Origin of the sequence: Kitasatospora arboriphila, from assembly GCF_039528095.1 — a bacterium.
GTDB classification, from domain to species: domain Bacteria; phylum Actinomycetota; class Actinomycetes; order Streptomycetales; family Streptomycetaceae; genus Kitasatospora; species Kitasatospora arboriphila.
On the sequence record NZ_BAAALD010000003.1, the window covers coordinates 17,658 to 30,992 of the forward strand.

The following is a 13,335-nucleotide window of genomic DNA, read 5'->3' on the forward strand; positions in this document are numbered from 1 at the left end:
CGCCTCCACCGCTGCCGCCGAGACCACTGCCACGGAGACCGCTGCCACAGAGACCGCTGCCCTGACCTCGCGGATGTCCGACCCCGTGGCGCTCGTCCCCGAGCTGAAGGAGCTGAGCGGCTGGCTCTTCCGCGCCACCGGCAACCGCTCCGTGCCGCGGACCACCATCGGGCTCGTCCAGCTGCGCGCCGGACAGCTCGTCGGCAGCACCTACCTGGTCGTGATGCACGCCGGGATGCTGCGCAAGGCGGGGGAGAGCGAGGAACGGATCACCGCCGTCGCCACCTGGCGCGACGCCCCCTACTTCACCCCCGCGGAGCGCGCCGCGCTGGCCCTGGTCGAGGCCGTGCTCACCCCGAACCCGGCCGGCGAGCGCGTCCCCGACGAGCTCTACGCCGAGGCCGCCCGGCACTTCGACCCGACGGCCCTCACCACCCTCACCCTAGCGATCGGCCAGGTGAACTTCTTCGTCCCGCTCGCCCTGATCGGCAAGCCCGTCCCCGGCGTCGCCCCCTCCGAGCAGTGGACCTGACGCACCGTCCGACCACACCGGGCCCGGCCCGTCCCCCCGGACGGCCCGGGCCCGGCACGGTGACGGGGCGCGGTCCTCGACAGCCCCGGTCGGCCGCGCCGGCACGGTCCTCGCGTGCCTCGCGGTCCTCGTTGCGGTCCCGGCCCGGTGTCGACAGGGCTACCCCCGACGGCCGCAGCGTGCCCGCCGAGCCTCTGGAATCCGGTGCACGGCGCGAACTCCTGCTGGAGCGCGCCCGGCCGCCCGCCCGGTCCGGTCGAACGGCGACGCCCACCGGCGCAGCCGCTGCGACGGAGGGCTGATCCGTCTGTGGGTACGGTGCCGGTGCGACGGCCACCAGCCCAGGGCGCCGACCTTCGACGTGCCGGTCGTGCTTGCGGTACCAACAGCGGTGACGACCGCCGTACCGGCGCAGGGCCCTACTCCCGAAGGCCGAGCGTTCCCCGAGGCCGTGCGGCCGCCGAGTCCTGAGGAATCGAGCGGTACTCCGTCCCCACCCTCGGGACGCGCCAGCTCCAGCGAGGTCATCCCGGTTTTCACGGAACTCCGGTCAGAGCCTTGAACACGGTCACCCCCGCTCACCGTCCCCTCCTGGTTACGGGCCCAACCAGGAGCGCGTGTCCGCCTGACAGGCAGCTGATCTGCGGTGCCGGTGCCGTGCCGGTGTCGTGTCGGAGCGCTGTCGGGGGCTGTCGGTGGGATGCCTGTGGTTCGTCAGCGGAGGTTGGCACCTTTCCGGAGACGGCCGGCCGGAGCTCACCGGGCGGCCCGATCCCGAAGGAGTCACCATACACACCCCAGTCACGATCATCGGCGCCGGACTCGGCGGGCTCACGCTGGCCCGCGTCCTGCACCTCCACGGCATCCCGGTCACGGTCTACGAGGCCGATTCCTCCCCGACGGAGCGCATGCAGGGCGGGATGCTCGACATCCACGACTACAACGGGCAGCTCGCCCTCGAAACGGCCGGCCTGATGGAGGAGTTCCGCGCCATCGTCCTGGAGGGCCGTCAGGCGATGCGGGTCCTCGACCGGGACGGGACCGTCCTGTTCGAAGAGACCGACGACGGCACGGGCGGACGCCCCGAGGCGATGCGCGGCGAGCTGCGAGGCATCCTGCTCGAATCGCTCCCGGCCGGCACCGTTCGGTGGGGGCACAGGGTCAGCGACGCCCGCGCCCTCGGGAACGGCCGCCACGAGGTGACCTTCGCCGACGGCACCACCCTCGTGACGGGTCTGCTGGTCGGCGCGGACGGCGCGTGGTCACGGGTTCGGCCGCTGCTCTCCACCGCCACACCGCAGTACGTCGGCACCTCGTTCGTCGAGACCTACCTGTTCGACGCCGACACCCGGCACACCGCCGCCGCGAAAGCGGTCGGCGGCGGGTCGATGATCGCGCCCACGCCGGGCAAGGAGATCTTCGCCCACCGGGAGAGCGGCGACACCCTGCACACCTACGTGGCGCTGTCCAAGCCGCAGGAATGGTTCGCCGCGATCGACTTCACCGATGCCGCCACGGCCACCGCGCGGATCGCGGCGGAGTTCGACGGCTGGGCACCGGAACTCACCGCGCTGATCACCGGCAGCGACACCGCGCCGGTCCTGCGCCCCCACCACGCCCTGCCGGCAGGGCACCGGTGGGACCGGGTGCCGGGGGTCACCCTTGTCGGCGACGCCGCCCACCTCGCGGCCCCGAACGGTGAAGGCGCCAATCTGGCCATGCTCGACGGCGCCGAACTCGGCAAGGCCCTCGCCGCACACCCCGGCGACGTCGAGGCCGCGCTCACCGAGTACGAGCAGTCCATGTTCCCCCGCAGCGCCGAGATCGCCACCTTCGAAGGAGTCGAGGTCCACCGGATCGACTCCGACGACAACACGGCCCACGGCCTGATCACCATGTTCACCGAGAAGCGCCAATGAGCCACTCGAGCCCCGGGCCGATGCCCTCCTCACCACCCCCGGGCGGACGCCGTGCGAGGCTGCCCGGGCCGGCCGGACCGCCCTGAACCCCTTCAAGAACATGGGTTCATTGAGGAATCCTCATCAACCGGAGAGCCATCACATCCCGCCTCGGGTCGGCGCTGCCGGGGCCGCCCTGCCGGGGCGCTCCGGCACGCCGCACCGTGGCCGCCCGATCATCTCCGTTCCGCGGCAGTGGGACCGGGGGTGGACGGGCGGGTGAGTGTCCAGGAGGCGAGGAGGTCGAGGGCCTCTCCGGAGGGGGAGGCGGCTTCGGTCGTGTAGAGGAGCAGGACGGTCTCACTGTCGCCGGGCAGGGGGAGGGTTTCGTACGCGACGGTGAGTTCGCCGACCCGCACCGACTTCCTCAGTGCCCACTCGCTGGCCCTGCCCTTCCGGACCAGTGAGCACTACCCGAAGCTCCGGGCCATGGTCGCGGACCATCTCGACCTGCAAGGCCGTCAGCTCGGCGACCCCGTCAAGGGAGCCGCGGCGATCATCCGCCACGCCACGGACCGGGACAGCCCGCTGCGGCAGGTGCTGGGATCGGACGCCCACGCCTTCGCCACCGCGAAGGTCGACGCACTGCGGGCCGACCTCGACGCCGCTGCCGCTTCCGCCTCCGCCACCGACTTCCCGGCCGCCTGATCTCCGCCGGCCGGCCGGTGGGGCGGACGGGCGAAGCCCGTTGCCGGAGGGCCCGGGTACGGCCGGAATCCCGGCCGTACCAGCGGTCCTCACCCCCGCCCGGTCGTCCGCCGGCCGGGCGGGATCGCCCGGCCGGCGCAGGACCGGACCTCGGAAAGCACCCGGTCCGCCGTGCTCACCCGCATGCCCGTCCTGCAAGGAGGCGAGCGCCGGGGCGAGACTGCTGAACCGCGTCCACACTCGACTCCGCGACCCGTGCGGACGCGGCACGCCACCTCGGCACCGTCACCACAGCCGCCCTCGTCATCTGACTCCGCACGTGATCGACCGGACACGTCCTAGCGCCGTTGGTCCGCCAGTTCCTCGGACGACGCGTCCCACTGGTGCGGGACCTGCGGGAGGGGCGACGGTGTGCCCGCGTTGTCCTGCTGGAGCGAGACCGTGCGGGTGGGGGCGGGGATCGAGATGCCCTCCGTGCGGTACCGCTGGTGCAGGCGCTTGATGAACTCGTGCTTGATCCGGTACTGGTCGCTGAACTCGCCGACGCCCAGGATCACCGTGAAGTTGATCCTGGAGTCCGCGAAGGTGTGGAAGCGGACGGCGCCCTCGTGGTCGGGTACGCCGCCGCTGATGTCGGCCATCACGCTGTCGACGACGTCGAGGGTGACCTTCTCCACGTGCTCCAGGTCGCTGTCGTAGCCGACCCCGACCTGGACCAGGATCGACAGCTTCTGCTCGGGCTGGGAGTAGTTCGTCATGTTCGTCCGCGCCAGGCGGCCGTTGGGGATGATCACCAGGTTGTTCGACAGGTTGCGCACCACGCTGTTGCGCCAGTTGATGTCGACGACGTACCCCTCCTCCCCGCTGGTGAGCCGGATGTAGTCACCGGGCTGGACGGTCTTCGAGGCGAGGATGTGCACGCCCGCGAAGAGGTTGGCGAGGGTGTCCTGCAGCGCCAGCGCGACCGCGAGGCCGCCCACTCCGAGGGCGGTGACCAGCGGGGCGATGGACACCCCGAGGGTCTCCAGGGCGACGAGGACGCCCATCGACAGCACCACGATGCGGGTGATGTTGACGAAGATGGTCGCGGACGCCGCGACGCCCGTCCGGGACGCGGCCACCGACTGCACCAGCCCGGCCACCACCCGGGCCGCGCTGAGTGTCGCGATGACGATGAGCACGGCCGTCAGCGACTTGTCGACCAGCCCCCCGATCCGGGCGGTGAGCGGCAGCGCCGAAGCGGCCACCGCGGCCCCGGCGACCACGGCCGCCCAGGGGACGACGGTGCGCAGTGCGTCGACGATGATGTCGTCGCCGCTCCACTTGGTCCGGCCCGCGTGCTTGCCCAGCCACTTCATCAGAGCCCGCAGGACCAGACCGGCCACACATCCGGAGGCCAGGGCGATGCCGGCCACCACCCAGTCGTGCAGGACCAGGTCCCGGGTCACCGTCACCGTCCCGCCTCCGCAGCGTGGAGGGCGAGGGAACGGGCCGCCGCCGGCCGCCGTATGTACTGTGTCGTCACCTTGTCGCCTGTCAGGTCGTGTGGTGCGCAGCCGCATTGGAGCGGATGTACGCATTCCGAACGGACTGCCATCCTGCCCCATGGCCCGGCCGCCGCCACATCCGGACCCCGGCCTTCCGGCCGCCCGGGCGGCTGACGGGCGGGCGGTGGGCGAACGGCGGGCGGGCGGCGGGATTCGGGCCGTCCGTGTCAGGCGTTCCGCGCGGTGACGCCCTGGGCGTAGTGGAAGAGGCCCGTCGGGTCGTAGCGGCGTTTGACCTGGGTGAGGCGGGTGTAGTTGGCGCCGTAGTAGGCGTGCTGCCAGTCGGGGAGGTCGGGGTCGGGGAAGTTGACGTAGGCGCTGTCGGTGTCGAGGCGGCGGCGCAGGGTGCGGTGGGCGGCACGGGTCTGGGCCAGCAGGCGGTCCACCTGGTCGGACGGCGTGCCGGGCTTCCAGTGGGTGCCGATGTCGATGACGTACGTCGCGTCGCGGTGCGGGTAGGCGGTTTCGTCGGGGCGGGGCCGGTCGCTGGTGCCGCCCATGGCGAAGAGGGTGACGTAGCCGGTCGCGCCGGAGAGTCCGGGCCGCCAGGAGCGGGTCCACTCGACGACGTCCGCCACGGCGGCGGGGCTCAGCCACCGGTCGGGGACGAGCGACTTGGAGGCGTAGCAGTCCGGTGCTCCGGGGGTGTCCATGAGGTGGTCCTGGGCCGTCCAGAAGTCGCGTTCCTCGATGAACGCCTTGTCGGGGCGCAGTTCGAAGAGCGGGGCGAGGAGACGGCGCAGGGTGTCCTCGGGGCCGAGGAGCTGGCCGAGGGTCCAGAGCGAGGTCCGGCCGTCACCGGTGTTCCTGAAACCGATGCGGGTGTCGAGGTCGCCGCTGCGGTCGGCCTCGAGGAGGCGCTGGAGGTGGTCGACGGCGGGTCGGGCGGCGGTGAGGGGGAAGGTCAGGTCGAAGACGGTGGCGCGCTGGCGGTCGACCGGGACGGCGTCGAAGACGAAGGCGGTGTTGATGCCGAAGTTGCCGCCGGCACCGCCGCGGCAGGCCCAGAACAGGTCGGGGTTCTCGTCGGCGGTGGCGCGGACCAGGGTGCCGTCGGCGAGGACGAGGCGGGTCTCGACGAGACTGTCGCAGGTCAGGCCCCACTTGCGGTCGTTGAAGCCGAGTCCGCCGCCGAGGGCCAGGCCGGCCACGCCGACGCCTGGGCAGCGCCCGCCGGGGAAGTACAGGCCGGCGGCGCGGGCGGCGTAGACGTCGGAGTTGGTGGCGCCGCCGCCGAGGTGCAGCCGCCTCCCGGCCGGCGTGACCCGGTTCATCGCACGGAGGCTGACGACCAGGCCGGTGGTGGTCGAGTACCCGGCGTAGTTGTGGCCGCCGGAGCGCGGTGCCAGGGGCACGTCGTGGGCGGCGCACCAGCGGACGGCGACGCGCACGTCGTTCTCGGTGGCGCAGGCGAGCACGCCGGCCGGTCGGATCGCGGCGTAGCGCTGGTTGTCGGCGACGGCCTGGAGCGGGTAGTCGGGGTCGCCGGGCCGGTAGAGGCGGGCGGCCGGGCTGAGGCGGCGGCGCAGCTCCCGCCAGGCGGCGGGCCCGGGGTCCTGGCCGGGGGTGTGCGGGGCGGCGGCCGCGGGGGTGAGGGAACCCGGGGCGAACGCGAGACCGGCGACGGCGACGGCGCCGGTGCGCAGGACGGATCGTCGATCGAGCGGCATGGGGCTCCCCGTTCTGCGCGGCGTCCGGCGGGCCCTTCCCGCGGCGCACAGTCAGAGGGTGGGGCCGCGCGGTGACGGGGGCGGCGGTGACACTCCGTGGGCGAACGGGGTTCACGCGAACGCCGCCGGGTGGTCCGCGGCGACCGGTGGCGGGACGCCCCGAACGGGAGTCCGTCTCACAGGCGTCGGGGGCCTGCGCCGTCCTCGGCGAGCGCGTCGCCGGGGTTCAGCAGGGCACAGGCCTTCATCGAGAGGCAGCCGCAGCCGATGCAACCCGTGAGTTCGGCCTCCAGCCGTTCGATGGTCTGCCGGCGCTCCTCCAGGCGGCGCTTCCAGCCGCGGGAGGCGCGCTGCCACTCGTCGTGGCTCGGCGGCCGGTCGAGCGGGACGTCGGCGAACGCCTCCCGGAGGTCCTGCAGCGGGATGCCGATCCGCTTCGCCACCGAGATCAGGGCGACCCGGCGCAGCATGTGCCGGGGGTAGCGGCGCTGGTTGCGCTCGTCGCGTTCGGACGCGATCAGGCCGAGCTCCTCGTAGAACCGCAGGGCGGACACCGCCGCGCCGGTCCGTGCGCTGACCTCGCCGATGGCCAGCCAGTCGTCCGGGGTGGCCCTGGCCTCGCCGGGCTGTCGGGTCGTCATGCACCGCCTCCTGTTGACCTCAAGTTTACTTGAGGCCCTACGGTCGGCCGTGCCAGAACGGCGAGCAGCACCGACCGGAGAGGACGGCAGCCCGATGACGTTTGTGATCGCCCTGCCCTGTGTGGACGTCAAGGACAAGGCATGCCTGGAGGAGTGCCCCATCGACTGCATCTACGAGGGGGAGCGGATGCTGTACATCCACCCCGACGAGTGCACCGACTGTGGCGCCTGCGAGCCGGTCTGCCCGGTCGAGGCGATCTACTTCGAGGACGACACCCCGGAGCCGTGGCGGCAGTTCAACACGGCGAACGCCGAGTTCTTCACCGACCTCGGCTCCCCGGGCGGCAGCGCCAGGCTCGGCCCGATCGGGAAGGACCATCCGATGGTGGCGGCGCTGCCGGTCCAGGACACCGCCTGACCCGCGAGGGGGCGCGGGGGCCCGTCTTCACAGCCCCACGCGCCCCTGAAGTCACCACCCGAGCGCCTTTCTGAAGACGGTGCCTAGGCCTCGCTGATGTTGACCAGCCAGGTGATGCCGAAGCGGTCGGTGCACATGCCGAAGACGTCGCCCCACATCTGCTTCTCCAGCGGGACGGCCACCGTGCCGCCCTCGGACAGCGCCGCCCAGTAGCCGCGCAGTTCGGCGTCGTCGTCGCCGCTCAGGCTCACCGTGATGTTGTTGCCCGGCCGGTGTTCCATGCCCGGCGGGTTGTCGGCGCCCATGAGGGTGTAGCCGCGCGGGGTCACCAGCATGCCGTGCATGATCCGGTCGGCCATCTCCCCGGTCTGGTCCGGGTTGAACTGGCCGAAGGTGTTCAGGTCCAGGTCGCCGCCGAAGACGCCCTGGTAGAACTCCATCGCCTGGCGGGCGTCGCCGTCGAAGCTGATGTAGGGGTTGAGCCGGGATGCCATGAGGGGTTCCTCTCCTGATGACGCGTCGGTCTGCCGCAGCGTAGGCGACCGTCCCGCCGTCGGCGGGGAGGGCGCACCGGCCGTCTCGGCATCGGGCCCGAACGGAGTCCGGCGGGCCGCGCGGCTACGGGGTGACCGTCCGGCCGTCCATCCGTTCGAACGACGTCGCGACCAGCTCGGCGAGCACCGCACGGTCCACGTCGGCGAGCCGTTCGAGGTAGAGGCAGCCCTTGCCGGTGGTGTGCGGGCCGAGCCGGGCCAGCAGGCCGGCGTACGGCTCGAAGCCCTCGGCGACGTACAGCACCAGCGCCTGCTTGCGCGGGGCGAACGCGATCGGCGGCCACTCGCCCGAGCGGCCGCTCGCGTAGCGGTAGCGGTAGCAGCCGAAGCCGACCATCGACCCGCCCCACATCTCCGCGGGCGCGCCCGTCGCCCCGGCGAGCAGGTCGCACAGCTGCTGCGCGTCGGCGCGCCGCCGTTCGTCGCCTACACCCGCGAGGAACGCGGCGGGGTCGGCACCCGTCCGCACGGTCTTCGGCTCAGCCATCGCGGTCACCCATCCCACCAGCATGCCCGCGGAGGGCCGGGCCCGTCGGGCGGCGACGCGCGGCGGCGTAGGCTGGCCCGCATGGCCGTGGTCGAGGTGGTGCAGCTCCTGGTGTCGCCGGCGCACCGGTACACCGGACGCCCGTCGGAGGGGCCGTCCCCGGCGCACCCGGACGAACTCGTCGGCAGCGCCGAGGTGCGGCAGGGCCTCGGCCTCGTCGGCGACCGCTACTACGCCCGCCCGGCCCACCGGGACGCCGCCGTCACGCTGATGGCCGCCGAGAACCTCCCGCTCGACATCCGGCCCGGCACGGACCTGCGGCACACCCGCCGCAACGTGCTGCTCCGCGGGGTCGACGTCGACGCGCTCCTGGGCCGGACGGTCTCGCTGGACTGCGGCACCGGGCCCGTCCTGCTGGCCGTCCGCCGCGCCGCCCGGCCCTGCGCGTGGATGGACGCCGTGATCGGCCCCGGCGCCCAGCGGGCCCTGCGCGACAAGGGCGGCGTCCGCTGCACCCCGCTGAGCGACGGCGTCCTCACGCTCGGACCGGCGGAGTTCCTCGTCCTGCCCGACTGAGGCCCGGCCGGAGACCGGCAGCCGCCGTCACAGGTCCACCACCGTGCCGAGGCCGCGGGTGCGCGCGGCGCGGTGGACCACCGAGGCGGCCGCGACGTCCAGGGCGGCATGGCCGGTGGACTTGAAGACGGTCAGCTCGTCGGGGGAGCGGCGCCCGGGGGCGGTGCCGTCGAGGACGGCGCCCAGCAGGGTGAGGCGTTCGGCGGGGACGCCGCGGAGCTCGTGCGCGCCGGCCGGCGGGGGAGAGGCGGCGCCCGGCCACTCGACGAAGAGCGCACCCTCCCGCACGGTGGCGGCGTCCAGCTCCGGCCCGCGAGAGCCGCCGACCGAGCTGACGTGGGCCCCGGGCGCCAGATCCGCCCGCCGCAGGACGGGCTCGGACGCGTCCGTGCAGCAGAAGACCACGTCGGCACCGGCCAGCGCCTCCGCGACCGTGCAGGCCACCGCCCCCGGGAGCAGCTCCGCGGCCCGGCGGGCCCGGTCCGTGTCGCGGCCGCCGACCACCACCTCCGTCCGCGGGCCGAGCCCGGTCAGCAGGGCGAGTTGGGCGCGGGCCTGGGTGCCGGTGCCGAGCACCGCCACCCGCCGGGGCGTCGGCGCGGCGAGCGCCCGCATGCTCAGCGTCGCGCAGGCGGCCGTCCGGACGGCGGTCAGCGGCTCGGCGTCCATCAGGGCGAGCGGCCGGCCGTCCTGCTCGTCGAAGAGCGCCACCACCCCGCGGTGGCTGTCGCGGCCCGGCGCCGCCGGATCCGCGAAGACCGAGACCAGTTTGGCCGCCAGCCCCAGCCCCGGGACGTGGCCGGGCATGGCGCCGAGCAGCCCGGTGGGTGTCCGGGCGGCGATCCGCGGCGGCGCCGACACCTCGTCCCGGGCGACGGCGACCAGCGCCCGGGCGACCGCCCCGATCACCTCGGCCGGGTCGAGCGCGGCGCGGGTCTGCGCCCGGTCGAGGACGAGCACCCCGCTCACCGGGCGCCTCCTTCCGGGCCCGGCGCCGCGGTGCCGGACCGGCCCGCGAGGACGTCCTCCAGGGAGCCGGCGGCGGCGAGCAGACGTTCCGTCAGGCCGTCCAGTGCGGGCCCGTCGAAGTCGGTGTCCAGGCCGACCGCGGTCAGTGCGCAGACCGGCGAGCCGTCCCGGGAGCGGACCACCCGGCTGATCGAGGCGACCGGCTTCTCGTTGCGCCCGCGCTCCAGCGCGACACCGGTGCGCTCGACCCGGGCGAGGTCCGCGAGCAGGCCGTCCGCGCCGTCCAGCGGGTACCCGGCCTCCTCGGCGGGCCGCAGGTACGGGGCCCGCGCGTCGGCGGGCAGGGCGGCGACCAGCGCCAGCGGGCCGGCGAACCGGTGCACCGGCAGCGCCTCGCCGCGCAGGTGGGAGATCATCGCCAGCCGCTCCGGCCGCACCACGTCCACCACCCGAGCCCGGTCGCCCTCCAGCACCTGGAGGTTCACCATCAGGCCGGTGGCCCCGGACAGCCCCTCCAGGACGGGCCGGGCCAGCGCCGTCAGCGAGTGGTGCAGCGCCGCGGCCGAGACCTGCAGCGCGGCCGCGCCCGGCAGGTAGGTGTCGCCGACCCGCAGCACCCAGCCGCGCCGGACCAGGTCGAGCAGGATCCGGTAGGCCGTCGCCCGGTGCAGGTCGACCGACCGCGCGAGGTCTGCCAGCCGGGCGGGGCGGTCGGCGCGGGCGACCGCCTCGACGAGATCGAGGGCCTTGTCGACCGCGGACCGGGGAGCCTGTGACATCCGACCTCTCCACCTCCGGGGGCCACTGGGATACAGTGACGCGAGTGTTTCCGCAGACAATACACATGTTGCGCCAGGCGCAACAGATGAGCGAGAGGTGACGGATGCCGGACGAGTCCCACGGCGCACCCACCCCCTACGCGCCGCCCGCGCCCGGTGCCGTCACCGTGTACCGCGGAGCCATCGTCTTCGACGGGACGGACCGCCCGCCCCGCCGGGCCGCGATCGTGGTCGACGGCGAACGCATCCGGCACGTCGTCGACGAGACCGAGCTGCCGGCCGTGCTCCCGGACGGCGCCGAGACCGTCGACCTCGACGGCCGCCACGTCACCCCCGGTCTGATCGACGCCCACCAGCACCTCGCCACCCCGCCCGACCGGCCCCGCGCCGAGGCCGTGCTGCGCCGCCTGGTGCACAGCGGCGTCACCGCGATCCGCGACATGGCCGACGACGTCCGCCAGATCGGCGACCTCGCCCGCGCCACCCTGGTCGGCGAGATCCCCGGCCCCGACATCCACTACGCCGCCCTGATGGCCGGGCCCTCCTTCTTCGACGACGTCCGCACCCACCAGGTCACCCGCGGTGCCGTCGCCGGACAGGTCCCCTGGATGCAGGCCGTCACCCCCGACACCGACCTGCGGATCGCCGTCGCCCTCGCCCGCGGCACCCACGCCTCCGCGATCAAGGTCTACGCCGACCTCGACGCCGCCACGGTCGCCGCGATCACCGCCGAGGCCCACCGCCAGTCCATCCCCGTCTGGGCACACGCCGCCGTCTTCCCGGCCGGCCCGCGCGAGGTCGTCGAGGCCGGCGTCGACACCGTCTCCCACGTCACCCTGCTCGCCCACGCCTGCGCCGCGCAGCCCCTGACGACCTACCGCGACAAGCCGCCGATCGACTACGCCCGCCTCACCGCCGGCGACGACCCGGTGCTCGCCGAGCTGTTCGCCCTGATGCGCCGCACCGGCACCGTCCTCGACGCCACCGCCGCGCTCTGGGCCAGCGCGGAGATGACCGGCGGCGGCCCCGAGGCCGCCGAACGCGCCCGGCAGAACAGCGACCTCGCCGCCGCACTCACCGCGCAGGCGCACCGCGCGGGCGTCCCGATCGCCACCGGCACCGACTACGAGACCCCGCCGGACGACCCCTTCCCCGCCCTCCACGAGGAACTCGCCTTCCTCGTCGACCGCTGCGGCCTCACCCCCGAGGACGCGCTGCGCTCCGCCACCGCCGTCGGTGCCCGCAGCGCCGGTGCGCAGCAGCTGCGCGGCACCGTCGAGGCCGGCCGGCTCGCCGACTTCGCCGTCTTCGACGAGGACCCGCTGCAGGACATCAAGCACCTGCGCACCGTGCACCTGACCGTCAAGCGCGGCCGCCGCCACGCCCGCGCCGACTTCGAGGCGGGCCGATGACCGACTCCCCGTTCCCGCTGGTCGTCAACGCGCTCGGCCAGCTGGACAACCCCAACGCGCCCCGGTCCGCCGAGGCCGCCGCCGAACTCAACCCCTCCAGCTCCCAGCTCACCGTGGACGCCCGCGCCCTGGCCGACGCCCGCGCCTCCGGCCTGACCGCCGTCAACATCACCCTCGGCTACACCATGGGCGACCTCCCGCCCTACGAGCACACCCTGGAGGAGATCGACGTCTGGGACGCGATCGTCCGCGCCAACCCCGCCGACCTGCTCAAGGTCCGCACCGCCGCCGACATCCACCGGGCCGCCCGGGAGCGGAAGATCGGCATCGTCTACGGCTTCCAGAACGCGGTGGCCGTCGGCGACGACCCCGACCGCATCCGGGTGTTCGCCGACCGCGGCGTCCGCGTCGTCCAGCTGACGTACAACCAGGCCAACCGGCTCGGCGACGGCTCCATGGCGCCGGAGAACCGCGGGCTCACCCCGCTCGGCCACCGGGTCGTCGAGGCGCTCAACGACAGCCGGCTGATGGTCGACCTCTCGCACAGCGGCGAACGCACCTGCCTGGACGCCGCCCGGGCCTCCCGGCAGCCCGTCTCGATCAACCACACCGGCTGCCGCGCCCTGGTCGACCTGCCGCGCAACAAGACCGACGAGGAACTGCGGCTGGTCGCCGACCGCGGCGGCTTCGTCGGCATCTACTTCATGCCCTTCCTCAGCCCGACCGGCCACGCCACCGCCGCGGACGTCGTCGAGCACATCGTCCACGCCGTCGACGTCTGCGGCGAGGACGCCGTCGGCATCGGCACCGACGGCACGATCACCCCGATCGACGACCTCGACGCCTACCGGGCCGCCCTCGCCGAGCACGTCGAACTGCGGCGCGCGAGCGGCGTCGGCGCGGCCGGCGAACGCGCCGACACCCTGCCGTTCGTCGAGGACCTCCGCGGCGTCGACCAGTTCCGCGACCTGGCCCGGCTGCTCGAACAGCGCGGCTACCGCTCCGAGCGGATCGAGAAGATCCTCGGCCGCAACTTCGTCGACTACGCCGAACGCGTCTGGGCTCCCGCCTAGGACCGGGCGGCACCCCAGGGACGCGTGGGGGCGGGAGGTGCCCCCACGCGCCCCTGGGGTGCCGCCCCTGG

General features: G+C 74.0%; 15 protein-coding genes. 7 read left to right on the forward strand and 8 right to left on the reverse strand.

The features are described 5' to 3' along the window. Window positions 1-73 precede the first annotated feature (73 nt). Window positions 74-532 (forward strand): carboxymuconolactone decarboxylase family protein, encoded by a 459-nt coding sequence (locus ABD353_RS02335; protein WP_344621874.1) that lies wholly within the window; start codon window positions 74-76, stop codon window positions 530-532. Between the two features lie 788 nt (window positions 533-1,320). Next, a complete protein-coding gene (locus ABD353_RS02340) occupies window positions 1,321-2,451 on the forward strand; it encodes an FAD-dependent oxidoreductase (RefSeq protein WP_344621875.1) in 1,131 nt (376 codons plus the stop codon). Between the two features lie 215 nt (window positions 2,452-2,666). Here the strand turns inward: ABD353_RS02340 and ABD353_RS02345 are convergent, their stop codons facing one another. Beyond that, on the reverse strand, window positions 2,667-2,849 hold the full coding sequence (locus tag ABD353_RS02345) for an MmyB family transcriptional regulator (RefSeq protein WP_425555058.1): 183 nt from the start codon (window positions 2,847-2,849) through the stop codon (window positions 2,667-2,669). Between ABD353_RS02345 and ABD353_RS02350 the strand changes: the two genes are divergently transcribed. Next, window positions 2,830-3,138 carry a hypothetical protein gene (locus tag ABD353_RS02350; protein WP_344621729.1) on the forward strand — a complete coding sequence of 103 codons (309 nt, stop codon included), beginning with the start codon at window positions 2,830-2,832 and terminating at the stop codon, window positions 3,136-3,138. The genes ABD353_RS02345 and ABD353_RS02350 overlap by 20 nt on opposite strands. Window positions 3,139-3,476: 338 nt before the next feature. Here ABD353_RS02350 and ABD353_RS02355 read toward each other — a convergent pair whose 3' ends face one another. The 3 genes from ABD353_RS02355 to soxR form a co-directional block, all read right to left on the reverse strand. Next, window positions 3,477-4,586: a mechanosensitive ion channel family protein gene (locus ABD353_RS02355; protein WP_344621876.1), complete on the reverse strand. Its 1,110-nt coding sequence runs from the start codon at window positions 4,584-4,586 to the stop codon at window positions 3,477-3,479. A 266-nt stretch (window positions 4,587-4,852) separates the two neighbouring features. After that, window positions 4,853-6,355, reverse strand: a complete 1,503-nt coding sequence (locus tag ABD353_RS02360) for an FAD-binding oxidoreductase (RefSeq protein ID WP_344621730.1) — start codon at window positions 6,353-6,355, stop codon at window positions 4,853-4,855. Between the two features lie 176 nt (window positions 6,356-6,531). Continuing rightward, window positions 6,532-6,996 (reverse strand): redox-sensitive transcriptional activator SoxR, encoded by a 465-nt coding sequence (gene soxR, locus ABD353_RS02365; protein ID WP_344621731.1) that lies wholly within the window; start codon window positions 6,994-6,996, stop codon window positions 6,532-6,534. A gap of 94 nt (window positions 6,997-7,090) precedes the next feature. Between soxR and fdxA the strand changes: the two genes are divergently transcribed. Continuing rightward, window positions 7,091-7,414 carry a ferredoxin gene (gene fdxA / locus ABD353_RS02370; RefSeq protein ID WP_344621732.1) on the forward strand — a complete coding sequence of 108 codons (324 nt, stop codon included), beginning with the start codon at window positions 7,091-7,093 and terminating at the stop codon, window positions 7,412-7,414. Window positions 7,415-7,497: 83 nt separating this feature from the next. Here the strand turns inward: fdxA and ABD353_RS02375 are convergent, their stop codons facing one another. Both ABD353_RS02375 and ABD353_RS02380 read right to left on the reverse strand, forming a co-directional pair. Further along, a complete protein-coding gene (locus ABD353_RS02375; RefSeq protein ID WP_344621733.1) occupies window positions 7,498-7,908 on the reverse strand; it encodes a VOC family protein in 411 nt (136 codons plus the stop codon). A gap of 124 nt (window positions 7,909-8,032) precedes the next feature. Beyond that, window positions 8,033-8,455: a DUF1801 domain-containing protein gene (locus ABD353_RS02380; protein WP_344621734.1), complete on the reverse strand. Its 423-nt coding sequence runs from the start codon at window positions 8,453-8,455 to the stop codon at window positions 8,033-8,035. A gap of 81 nt (window positions 8,456-8,536) precedes the next feature. Here ABD353_RS02380 and ABD353_RS02385 point away from each other — a divergent pair, with 81 nt between their 5' ends. After that, complete coding sequence (locus ABD353_RS02385) at window positions 8,537-9,031, forward strand: molybdenum cofactor biosysynthesis protein (protein WP_344621735.1); 495 nt, start codon at window positions 8,537-8,539, stop codon at window positions 9,029-9,031. A 27-nt stretch (window positions 9,032-9,058) separates the two neighbouring features. Here ABD353_RS02385 and ABD353_RS02390 read toward each other — a convergent pair whose 3' ends face one another. Further along, a complete protein-coding gene (locus ABD353_RS02390; RefSeq protein WP_344621736.1) occupies window positions 9,059-10,000 on the reverse strand; it encodes an ornithine cyclodeaminase family protein in 942 nt (313 codons plus the stop codon). After that, complete coding sequence (locus tag ABD353_RS02395; protein WP_344621737.1) at window positions 9,997-10,779, reverse strand: IclR family transcriptional regulator; 783 nt, start codon at window positions 10,777-10,779, stop codon at window positions 9,997-9,999. The genes ABD353_RS02390 and ABD353_RS02395 overlap by 4 nt, the downstream gene beginning before the upstream one ends. A gap of 104 nt (window positions 10,780-10,883) precedes the next feature. Here ABD353_RS02395 and ABD353_RS02400 point away from each other — a divergent pair, with 104 nt between their 5' ends. Together ABD353_RS02400 and ABD353_RS02405 are read left to right on the forward strand one after the other, a co-directional pair. After that, window positions 10,884-12,191: an amidohydrolase family protein gene (locus ABD353_RS02400; protein WP_344621738.1), complete on the forward strand. Its 1,308-nt coding sequence runs from the start codon at window positions 10,884-10,886 to the stop codon at window positions 12,189-12,191. Beyond that, on the forward strand, window positions 12,188-13,264 hold the full coding sequence (locus ABD353_RS02405) for a dipeptidase (protein WP_344621739.1): 1,077 nt from the start codon (window positions 12,188-12,190) through the stop codon (window positions 13,262-13,264). Before ABD353_RS02400 ends, ABD353_RS02405 begins: the two co-directional genes overlap by 4 nt. The last annotated feature ends 71 nt before the right edge of the window (window positions 13,265-13,335 follow it).